This is a genomic window from Aquimarina megaterium XH134, assembly GCF_000520975.1.
GTDB classification, from domain to species: Bacteria; Bacteroidota; Bacteroidia; order Flavobacteriales; family Flavobacteriaceae; genus Aquimarina; species Aquimarina megaterium.
In genome coordinates this window covers 15,160-32,853 of record NZ_JACB01000036.1, presented here as the reverse complement: position 1 = coordinate 32,853, position 17,694 = coordinate 15,160, and the positions used below count along the sequence as shown (strand labels likewise).

Here is a 17,694-nt window from a genome sequence, read left to right as displayed (position 1 = left end):
TCAATTATTAAAACACTCGAGATGACCATAGCATCAAAAGCTAGTTTAGAATACGCAAAAGAGCTTGATCAAAAAGATAAAATAGCACAATACAGAGATCAATTTCATATTCCAAAAGACAATAACGGAAACGATTGGATATACATGTGCGGTAACTCTTTGGGGTTACAACCAAAAACTACAAAAAAGTACATTCAGCAAGAACTTGAGGATTGGGCTAATTATGGTGTAGAAGGCCATTTTGAAGCCAAAAATCCCTGGATGCCATATCATGAGTTTTTAACGGATACTATGGCAAAAGTAGTCGGTGCAAAACCTCTAGAAGTAGTTATCATGAATACATTAACTACCAATTTACATTTGTTAATGGTATCTTTTTACCAACCCAATAAAACTAAATATAAAATTGTAATAGAGAGTGATGCATTTCCTTCTGATCGATATGCAGTAGAATCTCAATTGCGATTTCATGGTTTTGATCCCAAAGAAGGGTTAATAGAATGGAAACCACGTTCTGGTGAAGAATTATTGCGATTAGAGGACTTAGAAACTATTCTTGATCAACAAGGCGACGAAATTGCTTTATTATTAATTGGAGGCGTTAATTATTACACAGGTCAATATTTAGATCTTAAGAAAATTGCAGATCTGGGACATGCTAAAAATTGTATGGTTGGTATTGATCTGGCACATGGCGTTGGCAATATCCAACCAGAATTACATGAATCCGGAGTCGATTTTGCTGCATGGTGCACGTATAAATATTTAAACTCTGGTCCTGGCAGTTTGGGAGGATTATTTGTTCATGAAAAACATGCATATAACAAAGATCTAAAACGTTTTGCCGGTTGGTGGAGTCACAATAAAAACACCCGTTTTAACATGCGTCAAGAATTTGATGTTATGCCTGGTGCAGAAGGATATCAATTAAGCAACCCTCCTATTCTATCTATGGCAGCGATTAAAGCTTCTCTAGATATTTTTAATGAAGTAGGAATGGATGCTTTGAGAAAGAAATCTAAAGCATTAACAGGGTATTTCGAATTTTTAATTAACGAGATAGATACCGATAGAATCAGAATCATTACTCCCACTAATCCAGAGGAAAGAGGATGCCAATTATCTGTTCAGGTTAAGAATGCAGATAAAAGTTTGCATCAACAACTTACAGATCATCATATTATTACAGATTGGCGAGAACCTGATGTTATTCGTTGTGCCCCAACGCCGCTATACAATAGTTTTGAAGATGTATATCGAATGACCGAAATATTAAAAACACTGGTATGACGCAAAAAGAAGAAAATATACTAATCATTGGTGCAGGTCTATGTGGCTCTCTCTTAGCATTAAGAATGGCACAAAGAGGATACCGGGTAACTGTATATGAAAGTAGACCTGATTTAAGAACTACCGATATCTCTGCAGGGCGTTCTATCAATCTCGCGTTGTCTGATCGTGGTTTAAAAGCCATGAAAATGGTTGGTATCGCAGATAAAGTAACTCCGTTTTGTATCCCGATGTATGGTAGGATGATTCATGATATCAAAGGAAATACATTTGCTTCTAACTATTCTGGAAGAACAGGAAAATACATCAATTCTATTTCTAGAGGAGGTTTAAATGGATTGCTATTAACCGAAGCCGAAAAATATGAGAATGTGACCATTCATTTTAACAAAAAATGCACTGGTGTTGATATCGAAAATACAGTTGCAAAATTTAAATGTTATACAACGAAAGAAAAGTTTGAAGTACATGCAGATATCATCTTTGGTGCAGATGGTGCAGGTTCTGCTCTTAGAAAGAGTTATTATCTCGAAAAAAAGTTCCTGTTTAGTTACTCTCAGAATTATCTAACACATGGCTATAAAGAATTAGAAATTCCGGCAGGCAAGATAGGAAACCATCAAATAAGTAAGGATCATTTGCATATCTGGCCCCGTGGCGAATATATGCTTATAGCTTTACCAAATTTAGATGGTAGTTTTACGGTAACCCTATTTTTATCTTATGATGAAGGCGAGTACAATTTTAATAATCTAACCAATATTGAAAAAGTTACCGAATTCTTTAAAACACAATTCCCTGATGCTCTTGATTTAATTCCAGATATTGACCATGAGTTCTTTAACAATCCAACAGGAGCATTAGGTACTGTAAAATGCTCACCGTGGTGCTACAAAGGGAAAACACTATTGATTGGGGATGCTGCCCATGCAATTGTACCATTTTATGGTCAGGGAATGAACGCTTCTTTTGAAGATGTTGTGGTTTTTGATGAAATTTTAGAACAACATCAGGGAGATTGGAGTGCTACTTTTAAAGCATATCAAAAAGTGCGAAAAGAAGATACAGATGCCATTGCAGATTTAGCAATTGATAATTACTTCGAGATGCGCGATCATGTAGCCAATCCCTTGTTTAAAGAAAAAAGAAAACTAGAAATGGATTTAGAAAAAACATTTCCCGATACTTACTTCTCAAAATATTCTATGGTCACTTTTGATGAAAACATTGGGTATGCCAAAGCCATGAAGATTGGGAGAGCGCAAGATAAAGCTTTACTAAACTTAATTGCCGATCATGAAATTGACACCTCAAAAGATTTAAAAAGCATATTTGATCAAGTACAACAGGAAACCAGTGAAATACTTGAAGAAGATAAAATTGCAGGATTAAAATAAGTATGGCACTTAAAACAAGAACCGGAAAACGTAAGTTTTTCTAAACAAAAAATGAAAATTATAGATTCTCTATACGTAACATTAATATTTCAATACTATTAACCATGAACAAAGGAAAACTAATACAAGGTAAAGCCACTCCAAGAGGTAAGTTTCCACATGTAAAACGTGTTGGAGATTTTATATTTGTTTCTGGCACAAGTTCCAGAAGACCAGATAATTCATTCGAAGGAGTAGAAGTAGATGAATTTGGTACGACAAATCTAGATATCAAAGCACAAACAAAAGCTGTTTTAGAAAACATTAATGATATTCTAAAAGAAGAAGGTGCAACCCTAAAAGATATTGTTGATGTTACTTCTTTTTTGGTTAATATGAACGATTTTGGAGGTTATAATAAGGTTTATGCTCAATATTTTGATTATGATGGACCAACAAGGACTACTGTAGCTGTGCATCAATTACCTCACCCTCATTTATTGATAGAAATAAAGGTAGTTGCCTACAAAAAACAAAACTAAAAGTTTGTAATCTCTAAAAAATCAAGGTAATCATGAGTAATGCCATAGACAAAAAAATTCTAAATACTTCGGTTGAAAAAGCATTCAATATTCTAGACTGCTTTTCAACAGATACAATAGAATTAGGTGTTACCGAAATTGCGAAACTAATGCACACCAATAAAAGTGCGGTATACAGGATGTTAGCAACTATGGAAGCCCTTAATGTAATTCAACAAAATACAGAAAACGGCAAATACCGATTAGGGCTTAAATTATTCGAATTAGGGCAAAAAGTAAGCATTAATCAAAATTTCATATCTAAGGCAAGGCCCTTTATGGAAGAATTGGTAAAACGTGCTGGTGAGACCGCTCATTTAGCTATTTACAAAAATCAAAAAGTATATTTCTTAGACAAAGTTGTAGGAAGACATGATTTACAAATCAATTCACAGATTGGTACAGAAAAACCTCTGCATTGCACTGGATTGGGAAAAATTATGCTTGCATTTGTAGAACACGATTACAAAAAAATTATTAAAAATCTTGATTTAGAGTCAGTCACTAAAAACACAATAACCGATAAACAAAAATTAATTATCGAAGTTGAGAATATTAAAAACAATGGTTTTGCTTTGGATCTGGAAGAAAATGAAATAGGACTGGTATGTGTTGCTGTTCCTGTTTTTAGTACTAAAGGAAGATTTATTGCCGCAATAAGTACCTCTGGTCCCTCGGCTAGATTTAATGAAAATGAAATTCAAACTTATACGGGAGATTTGAAACAAACTGCCGAGCAACTAAAATACATTTTCAGTTAATTAAAAAAATTGAGAACGCATGAAAAAAATTAAAAACTATATTAACGGGGAGTTCAAAGCTCCTGTACAAGATGAGTGGATTGATAACTACAACCCATCTACTGGTGCTATATATAGTTTAATTCCTAATTCTTCGACAGCAGATGTGCAGGTCGCCTATGACGCTGCTGCTCAAGCATTCCCTAGCTGGTCAGAAACACCATTACAACAACGTAGCGAAATTTTAGCTAAGATAGCATCATTAATAATAGAAAACCTGGATCAACTTGCTCAAGCAGAAACTATTGACAATGGTAAACCTTTAAGCTTATCTACCAGTGTAGATATTCCAAGAGCATCTTCCAACTTTCAATTTTTTGCTAATGCAATTACACAGTTTGCAAGCGAAGCGCATGAAAGCACAGGCTTAAATGCTATTAATTTTACCCTAAGGCAATCTATCGGTGTAGTGGGGTGTATTTCTCCGTGGAATCTGCCACTCTATTTATTTACATGGAAAATTGCTCCGGCATTAGCTGCTGGTAATACTGTAGTAGCCAAGCCTAGTGAAATTACACCAATGACAGCTTATTTACTTGGCGATATCTGTACTAAAGCAGGTTTACCAAAAGGTGTTTTAAACATTGTTCATGGATTAGGGAATACTACTGGGCAAGCCATTATAGAACACCCAAACATTAAAGCCATTTCTTTTACAGGAGGAACGGCAACAGGAGCACATATTGCCAAAACTGCTGCTCCAATGTTTAAAAAATTATCTCTGGAGTTGGGAGGTAAAAACCCAAATCTCATTTTTGCAGATTGCGACTATGATAAAATGCTTAATACAACACTAAGATCATCATTTGCAAACCAAGGACAAATATGCCTTTGTGGCTCCCGAATATTTATAGAAAGAACGATTTATGATAAATTCAAAACTGATTTTATTGCAAAAACCAAAGCGCTAAAAGTTGGTGCTCCTCTTGATCCCGAAACTAATTTAGGTGCACTAGTTTCAAAATCCCATTTAGAAAAAGTAAAATCATATATCGATATAGCAGAAGAAGAAGGTGGTACTATTCTCTGTGGTGGCAATTATGTAACGGTAAATGGATATGAAAAGGGGTATTATTTACAACCAACCATTATCGAAATTAACACTACAGATTGCAGATTGGCGCAAGAAGAAATTTTTGGACCAGTTGTTACGATTATGCCATTTGATAATGATGATGATGCTCTAACTATGGCAAATAATGTGCGCTACGGGTTATCATGTACAATTTGGACAAATAATTTAAATAGAAGTATGTATTTAGCAAAGCACATACAAGCTGGTATCGTTTGGGTAAACACCTGGATGATGCGTGATTTACGTACCCCATTTGGAGGTACAAAAGATTCTGGTGTAGGTAGAGAAGGTGGATTTGAAGCATTAAGATTTTTTACCGAACCTAAAAACGTTTGTATACAATATTAAGATATGAGTATTAAGTATTGAGGAATCAGAATTAAGAGATCAGGCAACTAGAAAAAATAAGATTTACTGATACTTAAATGTAATAAATCAGATAATTATTAATAAAAATACTGTTTACATCTGTTTTAAACATTTTAAATAATTGTAGCGTATAAAAATAAATAATGAACAGAAGAATACATTTTTGAACTTTTATAAGTAAACACATTAGAAAATATGAAATTGAAAATTTCGATAATCATCTCAATACTAACATCTAAATACTCAATACTAAAAAAATGAATCTAGGTCTAACTCATAAAAATGCATTAGTGTGCGGGAGTACTCAAGGTATAGGAAAAGCATCTGCTAAACAATTAGCCGAATTAGGAGCCAATGTTACCTTAGTTGCCAGGAATGAAGAAAAACTTCAACACGTCTTAACAGAATTAGCAACAGATCAAGGGCAATCGCATACTTATATCGTAGCAGATTTTCAGAATCCAGAAAGCCTACAGCAAAAAATTTCTGCTACAGAGCAAGCTTTTCATATTTTAGTAAATAACACAGGAGGGCCCGCTGGAGGACCAGTGTTTAATGCCTCTCTGGAAGAATTTGAACGCGCCTTTACCCAACACTTGAAATGTAATCATATCCTGGCACAAACTGTAGTCCCCGGAATGAAAAAAGAAGGATATGGAAGAATAATCAATATTATTTCAACCTCTGTAAAACAACCATTAAATGGACTAGGTGTTTCTAATACCATTCGTGGTGCAGTAGCAAACTGGTCAAAAACATTAGCTAATGAACTTGGCGTATTTGGAATTACTGTAAACAATGTGTTGCCCGGTGCCACGGCGACAGAACGACTAAATGAAATCATTAATAACAAAGCAACAAAACTAGGAAAATCAATAGAAGAAGCTTCTGATGCTATGAAAAATGAAGTGCCAGCAAAACGATTTGCCAAACCGCAAGAAATAGCTTATGCTATAGCATTTTTGGCATCTGAAGCTGCATCTTATATCAACGGAATAAACCTTCCTGTTGATGGAGGAAGAACAAAGTCCTTATAGTTAACTATTTGTTATTACAAAATAACAATCAAAATAATTAAATTTAATACAAAATACTAATCAATAGTGTAGATTATAATGATAGTATTTATGCTATAGAATAAACAACACATCTAAATTAAAACAAGCATATGAGCAATCTAGTTTCACCATTAAATTTTAAAGCCTGGATAGACGAACATCGCCATTTACTAAAACCTCCTGTTGGTAATAAATGTGTATGGAAAGACGGAGATTTTATTGTAATGGTTGTTGGGGGACCTAATAATAGAAAGGACTATCATTATAATGAAACACCAGAATTTTTCTATCAGGTAGAAGGAGATATGGTATTAAAAATAATAGATAATGGCGAACCTAAAGATGTTCATATCAAAGAAGGTGATATTTATCTATTACCACCTAAAGTCCCACATTCTCCACAGCGAGGGGCAAATACAGTAGGTTTAGTGATTGAATATCCACGAGAAGAAAAAATGATGGATGCTCTGGAGTGGTATTGTGAAAATTGCAATACTCAACTATATAGAGAAAAATTTGCATTGGACAATATAGAAACCGACATGCCTATAATTTTTGATACATATTATAGTGACAAAACAAAATGCACTTGTTCTAATTGTGGAAGCGTAATGGATGCTCCAAAAAAGAAAAAACAATAACCTAATTAAAAAGATTCCTGTATAAACAACAGGGATAACATCTATAATGAAAAGAAAACTTCGCATAAACGGTCATTCACATTTACTGCCATACCCAGAAGAGATTCCTCAGTTCATGAAAGACAAAGAGATTTTTTGGGTAGATGATGAACGTAAGTACATGTTACAAAAAGGGTGGAAACGCCCGGTTACTCATTCTAGTTTTTTCTTAGATGAAAAATTAGAGTGGATGGAGCAAAATAAAATTGATCATGCAGTAGTATTAAACCTTTCTCAATTATATGGTAACGGTTTACGTCTAGAAGAAATGAAACATGCATTACGATTTCAAAATGATTTTAATGCCCACGTACAACAAGATCACCCAGATAAGTTCTCTTGTGGTTTTGTTATACACCCTGGATTCATTAACGGAGCACTATGGGAAATGGAGCGTTGTGTAGAAGAATTAGGAATGCATGTACTATGCTTACCCACTCACTTTATGGATTCTATCGGACAGTGGCGATGTATTTTTGATGAGGAAAATGATCCGATTTTTGAACTAGCAGACAAATATAAACTAGCTATAGAAGTTCACCCTTATGATGGTGATAAAATGATCAAATTAGAAAATGTTTCCTGGCGTTTTCACTTGGTATGGATGCTTGCCCAATGTGGTGATGCTTATCATTTTTATACTCTTAACGGGATGCAAACTCGCTATCCAAACATTAGAACTTGCTTCGCTCATGGAGGGCAATTAGCACAAATGAATTTAGGAAGACGTATCCAGGGATTTGACGGAAGACCAGACCTCTTTAAAGGAAAACAACATCCTCGAAAAGCGGTAGGGCATCCTAATATATATTTTGATACCCTGGTACACGATACCGATTCATTAAAACTAACTGTAGAACGACAAGGTAGTGATCAGGTAATTATGGGGCTAGACGATCCTTATCCGTTGGGTGAAATGGAAAGTGAACCACAGTCTTCTTACCCAGGAAAAATATTGGATTTAGCATTGGATCGTAATATTATAACTACAGAAGAATATGATGATATCTGGGAAGATAATGTTTTACGCTGGTTATTTGGAGATAATGAAAAAGCAAAGCAAGATTTAATAGATAAAATTTTAGGTAAAGAAAAAGTTCATTAGGAATATCAAAAATCGTTATAAAACATTCTAATTTTGTATCTAAAAACCAATAATCATGCATTTTATTCCTGAAGAACTGGATACGTATGTAGTAAACCATACCCAAAAAGAACCTGAATTACTACAACAATTAAATCGTGAAACATATCAAAAAATATTACAACCCAGAATGCTTAGTGGCGCTTATCAAGGGCGTGTTTTAAGCATGTTAGCTAAACTTATTCACCCAAAAAACATACTGGAAATAGGGACGTATACAGGGTATTCTGCCATATGCCTTGCCGAAGGGATTCAAAAAGATGGAGAATTGCATACCATTGATATTAATGAAGAGTTAGAAGATTTTCAAAGAAAATATTTTGACCTTTCTGGTTATGGAAAACAAATTCATCAACATATTGGTGATGCTACCGAAATTATCCCAAATCTGAATATTAAATTTGATCTGGTGTTTATAGATGCCGACAAACCTAACTATCCTACTTATTTTGAATTGGTTATTAATAAAATGAATTCTGGAGGTGTAATTTTATCAGACAATGTATTATGGAATGGTAAAGTAATCGAAAAAGTTGAAGAAGAAGATATTTCTACCAAAGCTCTTTTGGAGTACAATACACTTTTGATCGAAGATAAACGAATAGAAACTGTATTATTACCTATTAGAGATGGGTTAACCATTAGTAGAGTACTATAACTTTTACAAAAATATAAGGCTGTGGCATCTAAATACCACAGCCTTATGTTTTATATTTCATCTGTTTTTATTGAACCGCTTTTAATGCATCAATATTACCATAACCAAATTTACTATTACGATTAGGGTAAAACTCTCCTGCTTTCTTTAGTTTATCCAGCACTTGAGCTCTAGTCATATTAGGATTACGAGCCCATACCAAAGCAGCAATTCCTGCTGTGGTAGCCGTTGCAACAGAAGATCCTCCTACATAAGTTTGTATTCCTGTATTAAACCCTAATACAGGTACATTTCTATTAGAGTTTCCTGCTCTCTCCATCACAATAGTAAAATCGATTTTACTACCATCATGACAGATATTACAACGATTATATCCATTATCTTTTATACCTGTAACCGCAACAGTCTCTGACATACTTGCCGGAAAAATAACACCATACCAATTTGTAAACGAAGTCGATGTACCTCCCGCAGCGATTATCATTTTCCCTTTCCCATATGCATATTTTACGGCATCTTTTACATTACCAATAGACCAGGGATACCCAATAGACATCGAGATAATCTTAACATCTCCTCTATTTCCTAATGCTTTTAATGCATTACTTACTCCTTTACGCTCATGATAATCATTTAGTACAACATCCTCTGTTCCTCTATAAGCAACCAAATTACAGTTATACGCTACTCCTACTGGCATAAAATCATCATTACGAGGTGATGCAATTGCTGATGCCATAGAAGTACCATGCCCACACTTATCATTTGGGCCATCTAAGTTATTAGACCACCACCATGGAGAATCGATAAAGGTACCAAATCGTTGTACAAACCTTCCATTAGAAACCCCATCATTAAATCCACTACCAAGTAAATTCTGACTTGCAGAAATTCCAGTATCAATCAAACCAACAGTGATACCTGCCCCGGTACTATAATTCCAAGCCTGTGGTACTTTATGAATGTCAAAATTCCAAGGTAATCGTGCATTAGGTGAAATTACTCTATAATCCCCGCTATTTATAGATTGTCCACTTTTACTACATCCCGCAGATTTCTGTTGGTTTGAGTTATCTTCTTGTAGATAAAAACCATAACCAATTGGGTCTAAGTAACGAATTTGATCTGCTTTTTGTAAAGCTTTTATGGTTTCTAAACTAGTAACTTTTACATCAGTTACATTAAGTATTTCATCGGCAGATATTACAGAATTAGACTTACTTGCTCCTTCTTTAGACTGTATAATACTATATACATTTTCTCTAGCATCATTTAGTCTTGATGATCTTTGGATAGAGAAACTTTCTCCTTTTTCTCCAAAACCAACACTTAACACTTCTCCACCGTGTACTACAGCACTCCATAATACCGCAGAAGGTGCTTTCATCCAGTTTACATCACCATTTTGTTTTAATTCGCCTTCGATATACGTATTAACTTCTGATACAGAAAGTAATTTTTGAGATTCAGAAATTTCTGAATTTGGTTCTACAATTTCATTAGGATTTTCTTTAGAGCAAGAAAATACAAGAATTAGTCCTAAAGTTAGAAGAGTAATCTTTTTCATTTTTAGAATAAGTTTTTAAGAGTTTGTGTGTAAAAGTCAATAAATGACAATCTCGTAAAAATTACGAATAATTATCATTTTAATAATTTCACAGCTAATGTATTAAATTATATTCAAATATTTTACAATTAAATTGTCATATAATCAGAAAAAACATCAATATTATGCTTGCATAGGACCAAAAAAAGTTACTGAAGCCTTGTAACAAGTCAGTGTTTACGGGGTGTTTAATCGGTTAATATTAAAAGTGAAAATATTTTAAAAAAAAATCACTTTTTTTGAATATTAATCAGAATTTACAAGGAAAAACAAACAAAAATAAGCTTAGGAAAGGATATCGCAATTTAGAATTTGCGTTTTATCGGACCAGTAACTTTATCAATATCATCTTTGACCTGGTCGATCTCCTTTTTTATATCAGATGTAATAGAAGTAGGAATATCGGTATCAATACCATGTTTTTCTGCACTTTTGGTAATTTCGGTTTTAATATCATTGGTTGCATCTTTAACGATACGCATTCCTTTACCCAATCCTCGTGCAATCTCAGGAATCTTATCTGCTCCAAAAACCATAACCAATATAAAAACAATAAAGGCAATTTCGGTTCCGCTAATAAATAAAGGTAAGGTTGTCATAACAATGCAAATATAATCAATATTGTGTAAAAAAGCCATCCCGAAAAGACTTCGGGACGGCTTTTATTTATCTTTTGTAAAAGAATAGGTTACTGTCCTTTTACTTTGCTTTTAAATTGCTCAAATTTTCCTAATTTCTTTCTTTTAGGCCAGCTATTATTAGAGGTATCAATATCTGCTGTCTCTTGTTTAGGATCAACGACAATTTTAGAAATCTCTTTCTCAGAAGCTACAGCTCTTTTTACCTCAACATCATTTTTTCTCCAAATTTCTGCAGGATATGTTATTGTCTCTGTTGTTCCATCTTCATAGGTGTATTCTACGATCAATGGCATTACAAGTCCACCTGGTTTTTCAAAGGTAATCTCATAGAAAAACTTAGGTTGTTTAAGTTTTTCACGCTCTTTAACAGAAAAATTATCCATTAGATATGCTTTTAATGTTTTAGCATCACTAATAATATTTCCATTCTTTTTAATCGTTTCATATTCTTCGCTTCCCTCTTTAACCATATATACAAGTGGTCCTAGATCTTCAACTTTAGCACCTACAGATGCAGCATATTCTTTTACTCTTTTATTTGGTTCTTTAGAAACTACAAATTTCTTCACTTCTTTCACTCCAATATCGGTATAATCTGTGGTATAGAACCATCCTCTCCAAAACCAATCTAGATCAAAAGCAGAAGCATCTTCCATAGTTCTAAAAAAGTCTTCTGGTGTTGGGTGTTTAAACATCCATCGCTGAGAATATGTTCTAAATGAATAATCAAAAAGATCTCTTCCCATTACGGTTTCTCTTAGGATATTTAAGCCTGTTGCTGGTTTTGAGTATGCATTAGGTCCGAATTGGTGAATATTATTAGATTGAGACATAATTGGAGATAGGAAATTTTGATTTCCACTCATATACGGTACAATCTTTTTTGCTGGCCCACGACGAGATGGATATTTTTTATCATTCCCTAATGCTTTTGGATACCATTCTCCAAAATCTTGTTCTGCAACATATTGCACAAAAGTATTAAGACCTTCATCCATCCAAGTCCATTGTCTTTCATCACTATTCACGATCATCGGGAAAAAGTTATGGCCAACTTCGTGGATAATTACACTCATCATTCCATATTTTACACGATCGCTATAGCTACCATCAGGCTTTGGTCTTCCGTAATTCCAGCAAATCATAGGGTACTCCATACCTTGATTTTTTGCATGTACAGAGATGGCTTTGTGATATGGGTAATCGAAGGTCATTCGGCTATACGATTTTAATGTACTAGCTACTACCTTTGTAGACCAATCTTCCCAAAGAGGATTTCCTTCTTTTGGATACATCGATACTGCCATTATATCTTTCCCTCCAATCTTAACAGCCATCATGTCCCAAATAAATCTTCTTGAAGTAGCAAAACCAAAGTCACGTACATTTTCGGCTTTTAGTTTCCAGGTTTTCTTTTTTTCTGAAAATGTTTTTTCTTTTGCTATAGCTTCTTTTTGAGTTACAATAACAACTGGTTTATCATATGATTTCTTTGCTGCTTCATAGCGGCTCATCATGTCTTTTGTAAATACTTCTTTTCTATTTACTAATACTCCGGTTCCGTCTAAAATATGATCTGCAGGAACAGTAATATTTACTTCGAAGTTACCAAATGGTAATGCAAACTCTCCTCTACCCCAAAACTGGTGATTTTGCCACCCTTCAACATCATTATACACTGCCATACGAGGGTAAAACTGAGCGATAACATACGCTCTATTTCCATCCTCAAACTCTTCATATCCAGATCTACCTCTACCATTTACATGATCATTAATATTGTACCACCAATCAATTGAGAATACAAATTTCTCGCCAGATGCCAAATCTTTAGGCATCTCTACACGCATCATAGTTCTATTGATTGTATATTTAAGTGGATTTCCACTACTATCCTTTACTGCAGTAATATTAAATCCACCGTCAAAAGGTTCTGCAAGATATTTATTTAAAAAACCTCCTGGTGTTGTTGCAGGGTCAATTCCATTTGATTGAATTAATGGAGTTTTAGAGTCTTTAGCTCGCATATTCTGATCCAGTTGTACCCAAAGGAATTCTAAATCATCAGGAGAATTGTTAGTATATGTAATGGTTTCTTTTCCTGATAGTTTTTTGTTTTTATCATCAAGTTCAATATCCATCTTATAATCAGCCTGTTGCTGGTAATAAGCCGGACCCGGGGCTCCAGAACCTGTTCTGTACATGTTGGGAGTTGCAAACTCGTCGTACATTTGTTTGAATTTGTTCTGATTAGTATGCCCTAATTCACGAACATTTTTAGCCTCTTCTTGATTTTGAGCATATGAAATACCCGATATCAAAAAAGTCACCGAAAGGACTAAAAGTATCTTTTTCATTGTAATGGTTTTGAATTTAATGTTATGATTTCGCAAAGTAATTGTTTTTTAAAAGTTTAGTGATTTATTCACTAAACTTTAACATCCCCAAAGCTTTTTCTTTTTCAAGTATAAGGCTTTTGCGTTGATTTCCTTTTTTAACGTGAACAATATTCTGTTGTTCTTCAAAAAGGTCCATCAAAACTTGATTTGTGATTTCTATAGTATTTAAAGAAGTAATATTTTCTATTTCTAAATAACAAATGATAAGATCATCTTCATACTCTTTTCCTAAAAATGTAAAAGAAACTTCTTCTCCATTCACTACAAATTGTAGTTTCTGACCAAGATATGTTGCTAAATTTTTATCTACTCTCAGGCTTTCTTCATCTTTATCTAAATTAGTAGACTCATCATATCGTACTTTTAGAAGTTCTTCTATATCATCAACAAAAACCCTGGATACAATTTGTAACGACTGTTGTTTTGCATTATAATCTACCTGAGTTACACTTACATAAAACTTATGCGCAGTTGTAAAAGAACTTAGTGAAACAGACACTACAAAAAGAAAGAGCAGTAAGGTTTTGTTCATCATCTAAAATTTGTAAAGCGTTAAATGTAATTAATTTTAATGGTATGCATTAAAAAATTATGCCAAACTTCTTACCATTAGAAACAAAGAGTTAAAATCTATTCTCTTGTTAGTAAAATTTAACTATCTGCAGCAATATATTCATTGTTTGTTTACCACAAACTCTTTTCGTTTATCTGAGAATATTTTTAATACCACATTGTGATTTTCTTTGCCAAATTCATATTGAATATCACTAGTTTGAATACATAATAATAAAAAGTCATATATTTTCTCTTCGGGGAGGTTGTATACTGTAGACAAAAATTGTTTACCATAAAAATCCTGAATAGCCTCTAAACTATTATTTTCTTTATCTAATTTCCTTGTTGTTTTTAAGGTTTTATAATATCCTGATAAATTTTTATAAGTTGCTTCAATATCTAGTCTAAATCCTATGCCATAAAACATAATAGCTTTATGCATTGGCACAATTTCCTCCGCCTGAACTCCATCATAAACAGGTATTCCAACATCTTCGGGGCTAAACAATTCTTCTGTCTTTATATCCTTAATATCAGTATTTAAATTACCTGATAATTGCACCCCTACAATTACTTCATCTAATTCGTTAAGGTTTTCTTTTAGCGCAACATTAAATTCTTTATTGTCATACATATCTTTATTTACCACAATAACCTTTAGATCGTATTGAACAGATGAAATAACAAACACATCTCCTATAGTTGCTTCTATAAAGAAAACTCCTTCTTTATTTGTAATCGTAAATAGATTGGCTGTTTTATTAATTATATGAATTCCTTCCGAACTATCATTTTCTATTACTCCTTTTATCATTTTTCTTTGGCAGAAAACAGAAAGAAAGAAGAAATGAAATAAAATTATAGTTACGTATTTTTTCTGCACTTATGGTTGTTAAAATTCACTATTAAAGACAAACTATATCCAATCATGTTGCATTCATATCATTTTTTATAATTTTTTAGAAATCAAACTTTAGGCCATAACAAAAAGTAACTAATCCAGCTCTTTGTGTTCTTTATAAGATTTTGCCTTTGTCTGAAAAAACTCTACCAGTGTTAACCTTTTAGGATTTTCAAGAAGGTTTTTAAAATATTCATCTTTAGCGCAGTAATACATAAAATCGGTTATCAAATCTTCTGGTAATTGTAGTGCTTCTACAAAGAAGGTAGTATTAAAAGTCGTTTCTCCTCTTTGTACTATTGCATCAAGATCTTCTAATGCTTTAATTCTCTTTAGTTTTTTTAATTTTCCGCTTAGATAATTAATGGGTCTATCAATTATCCCACTTCTTGCTGTATAGATTCTTCTTTCGGCTTTTGTTGGCTGTGGTTTATCGCTAAACGGAAGACCCAATGTCCTATTATCTACAAAAGGTTGTAACTCTACGATACCTACATCTTTATCAAGGTTACCCGAAAGCTCTGTAGTACTAATCCTTACTTGTTCTAATTGTTGTACTATGGGATATAGTACAATTGTAATCCTTTTATCCTGAAGCTGATCCTGCTTAACTACAATTGATCGTATTTGATATTGAACAGAAGAAAAAACAATGGAGTCCCCTGGACTTGCAGGTATTTCAAAAAATCCCTGCTCATCATTTGTTGTTCCTATTTCTTTAGTGAAATTTACAATATTAATGGCGTACCCTTGTAGGGAATCGGCAACAATTTTTCCTTGAAGTTTTTCAGATTGACCAAAAGTTTGTAATGAAATAATTAGAGGTAGAAATAGTAGTAATCTTATCATATAAATATCATCAGAAATGATCTTTATATAATACCACTAAATAAAGATCTTCTCTACAAAAGACGATATAACTAACATAGAATTACAAAAGCTCCTTTTTGGCCTACCTTATTTCTTATGATAAAGCTTACTTTGATATGCCAAAAACTGTAAAAGATCGAGTTCTTTTCCTGATTCAAAATACTTTGCATTTAAGCCATTTTCTTCAGCAAAAAAGATAAAATCATTAATCTGATCTATTTCTAATGCCAGATAATCTTTAAAAAACTCATCATTATACAAATCTCTAACCCTAACATCAATATCTGAAGAGTACTTTTTCTTTTTAGAAGTTTTCTTAGTATTATAAAACAATTTAAAAAGGTTGACAAAATTTAACCCGTTAATCATTCTATCTTCTAAGAACACTTTATTTTCTAATGGAGACAACTCATCTGGTCTAAAATCATAATCGGTATCATTAATTCTCGAAGACGTCTCTTCTGCTACATCTCCTATACCACTTTGACTAAATCCTATCTTTTTTACATCTACAGACACATTACCAGCTAAGTCATATGGGGTTACCACAACTTCTTCTAGTTGGTTTACAGATTCGTTAAGAAAAATATTTAATCTCTTAGTATCTACTATTCCTTTATCTACCAGTATCACAAAGTTCTGATATTGCATTGCCACAACTTCAATCCGATCATTAATACCAGCACCTATTTTAAACTTTCCATCCTTGGTAGTAATTGTACCTTTATTGGTACTGCGATTATAGACTACTACACCTTCTACATCATCTCCAATGGGCGCACTAACTTTTCCATGAATCATAACTCTTGAAGTAATTTGGGCTATAGATGTACTAACTATAAGGCAAGCAAAAAGAACAGATAATTTTATCTTCATAACAAACGAGGTTAATTTTATTTTTTAAGATACTACATTTTTTTATTTTCACAGAAGATTTCTAGATAAGAAAACGTTAAACTACTTTTATAAAAAAAATCTAATGACAAACTGTATTATTGCAAGTACATCTACACTTCACGGAAGTGAACCCTTGGCATATTTACAAGACACTTTAATCAACTTATACTCAGGTATTGAGGAAATACTTTTTATACCTTATGCTCGTCCGGGCGGAATTTCTCATGACGAATACACTATAGGTATCAATAATATTTTTAAAAAAATAAATAAAAGAATAGTTAGCATACATATGTTTTCAGATCCTATAGAAGCTATTAAAAACACCAAAGGTATCTATACCGGAGGCGGAAATACATTTCTATTGGTGGATCAATTATACCGAAATGGAGTTATAGAACCATTAAAAGAAGCCGTTCTTTCTGGAGTACCTTATCTGGGAACAAGTGCAGGAAGTAATATTTGTGGTCTTAATATGAAAACTACAAATGATATGCCTATTGTATACCCTCCAAACTTTGCAACATTGGGTATCGTACCATTTAATATTAATCCACATTATCTTGACCCTGATCCTAATTCGACACATAAAGGAGAAACCCGAGAAACTCGAATTAAAGAATTTCATAATCTAAATCCGCAACCCGTGGTAGGTTTAAGAGAAGGAAGTTGGTTAAAAGTTTATGACAATAAAATAACTCTGGAAGGAAATTTAAGTGCTAGAATTTTTGAAAAAGACAAAGACCCCTACGAAGTAGAAACGGGTAGCTCATTATCTGGATTAAATTAAAAAT

The 17,694-nt window shown here is 33.3% G+C and carries 17 protein-coding genes; 10 read left to right on the top strand and 7 right to left on the bottom strand.

Going from position 1 to position 17,694, the window contains the following annotated elements; all coding sequences use genetic code 11:
* Positions 1 to 21: 21 nt before the first annotated feature.
* The 9 genes from kynU to Z053_RS0118935 all read left to right on the top strand — a co-directional run bounded on the left by kynU (position 22) and on the right by Z053_RS0118935 (position 9,031).
* Positions 22 to 1,290, top strand: a complete 1,269-nt coding sequence (gene kynU, locus Z053_RS0118975) for a kynureninase (protein WP_025666560.1) — start codon at positions 22 to 24, stop codon at positions 1,288 to 1,290.
* Positions 1,287 to 2,687 (top strand): FAD-dependent oxidoreductase, encoded by a 1,401-nt coding sequence (locus tag Z053_RS0118970; RefSeq protein WP_025666559.1) that lies wholly within the window; start codon positions 1,287 to 1,289, stop codon positions 2,685 to 2,687. The genes kynU and Z053_RS0118970 overlap by 4 nt, the downstream gene beginning before the upstream one ends.
* 104 nt (positions 2,688 to 2,791) lie before the next feature.
* Positions 2,792 to 3,208, top strand: coding sequence for a RidA family protein (locus Z053_RS0118965; RefSeq protein ID WP_025666558.1), 417 nt, complete (start codon positions 2,792 to 2,794; stop codon positions 3,206 to 3,208).
* 32 nt (positions 3,209 to 3,240) lie between these two features.
* Positions 3,241 to 4,008 carry an IclR family transcriptional regulator gene (locus Z053_RS0118960; protein ID WP_025666557.1) on the top strand — a complete coding sequence of 256 codons (768 nt, stop codon included), beginning with the start codon at positions 3,241 to 3,243 and terminating at the stop codon, positions 4,006 to 4,008.
* A gap of 19 nt (positions 4,009 to 4,027) precedes the next feature.
* On the top strand, positions 4,028 to 5,470 hold the full coding sequence (locus tag Z053_RS0118955) for an aldehyde dehydrogenase (protein ID WP_025666556.1): 1,443 nt from the start codon (positions 4,028 to 4,030) through the stop codon (positions 5,468 to 5,470).
* 278 nt (positions 5,471 to 5,748) lie between these two features.
* Entirely contained in the window at positions 5,749 to 6,528 is a 780-nt protein-coding gene (locus Z053_RS0118950) for an SDR family oxidoreductase (RefSeq protein ID WP_025666555.1), read from the top strand.
* A 131-nt stretch (positions 6,529 to 6,659) separates the two neighbouring features.
* Positions 6,660 to 7,190 (top strand): 3-hydroxyanthranilate 3,4-dioxygenase, encoded by a 531-nt coding sequence (locus Z053_RS0118945; RefSeq protein WP_025666554.1) that lies wholly within the window; start codon positions 6,660 to 6,662, stop codon positions 7,188 to 7,190.
* A gap of 46 nt (positions 7,191 to 7,236) precedes the next feature.
* Positions 7,237 to 8,334 carry an amidohydrolase family protein gene (locus tag Z053_RS0118940; protein ID WP_025666553.1) on the top strand — a complete coding sequence of 366 codons (1,098 nt, stop codon included), beginning with the start codon at positions 7,237 to 7,239 and terminating at the stop codon, positions 8,332 to 8,334.
* Between the two features lie 55 nt (positions 8,335 to 8,389).
* The gene (locus Z053_RS0118935; RefSeq protein ID WP_025666552.1) at positions 8,390 to 9,031 is read left to right on the top strand and encodes an O-methyltransferase; all 642 of its coding nucleotides are present in this window, start codon (positions 8,390 to 8,392) and stop codon (positions 9,029 to 9,031) included.
* A 67-nt stretch (positions 9,032 to 9,098) separates the two neighbouring features.
* Here the strand turns inward: Z053_RS0118935 and Z053_RS0118930 are convergent, their stop codons facing one another.
* The 7 genes from Z053_RS0118930 to Z053_RS30365 all read right to left on the bottom strand — a co-directional run bounded on the left by Z053_RS0118930 (position 9,099) and on the right by Z053_RS30365 (position 16,879).
* Positions 9,099 to 10,598: a S8 family peptidase gene (locus Z053_RS0118930; RefSeq protein ID WP_025666551.1), complete on the bottom strand. Its 1,500-nt coding sequence runs from the start codon at positions 10,596 to 10,598 to the stop codon at positions 9,099 to 9,101.
* 344 nt (positions 10,599 to 10,942) lie between these two features.
* On the bottom strand, positions 10,943 to 11,236 hold the full coding sequence (locus Z053_RS0118925) for a Sec-independent protein translocase subunit TatA/TatB (RefSeq protein ID WP_024768994.1): 294 nt from the start codon (positions 11,234 to 11,236) through the stop codon (positions 10,943 to 10,945).
* An 89-nt stretch (positions 11,237 to 11,325) separates the two neighbouring features.
* The gene (locus Z053_RS0118920; RefSeq protein ID WP_025666550.1) at positions 11,326 to 13,635 is read right to left on the bottom strand and encodes a M1 family metallopeptidase; all 2,310 of its coding nucleotides are present in this window, start codon (positions 13,633 to 13,635) and stop codon (positions 11,326 to 11,328) included.
* Between the two features lie 64 nt (positions 13,636 to 13,699).
* On the bottom strand, positions 13,700 to 14,212 hold the full coding sequence (locus Z053_RS0118915; RefSeq protein ID WP_231389068.1) for a DUF6702 family protein: 513 nt from the start codon (positions 14,210 to 14,212) through the stop codon (positions 13,700 to 13,702).
* 138 nt (positions 14,213 to 14,350) lie between these two features.
* The gene (locus Z053_RS0118910; protein WP_025666548.1) at positions 14,351 to 15,046 is read right to left on the bottom strand and encodes a hypothetical protein; all 696 of its coding nucleotides are present in this window, start codon (positions 15,044 to 15,046) and stop codon (positions 14,351 to 14,353) included.
* 180 nt (positions 15,047 to 15,226) lie between these two features.
* On the bottom strand, positions 15,227 to 15,982 hold the full coding sequence (locus Z053_RS0118905) for a peptidase associated/transthyretin-like domain-containing protein (protein WP_025666547.1): 756 nt from the start codon (positions 15,980 to 15,982) through the stop codon (positions 15,227 to 15,229).
* A 108-nt stretch (positions 15,983 to 16,090) separates the two neighbouring features.
* Positions 16,091 to 16,879, bottom strand: a complete 789-nt coding sequence (locus Z053_RS30365; protein WP_025666546.1) for a carboxypeptidase-like regulatory domain-containing protein — start codon at positions 16,877 to 16,879, stop codon at positions 16,091 to 16,093.
* Between the two features lie 103 nt (positions 16,880 to 16,982).
* Between Z053_RS30365 and pepE the strand changes: the two genes are divergently transcribed.
* The gene (pepE, locus tag Z053_RS0118895) at positions 16,983 to 17,690 is read left to right on the top strand and encodes a dipeptidase PepE (protein ID WP_025666545.1); all 708 of its coding nucleotides are present in this window, start codon (positions 16,983 to 16,985) and stop codon (positions 17,688 to 17,690) included.
* Positions 17,691 to 17,694 lie beyond the last annotated feature (4 nt).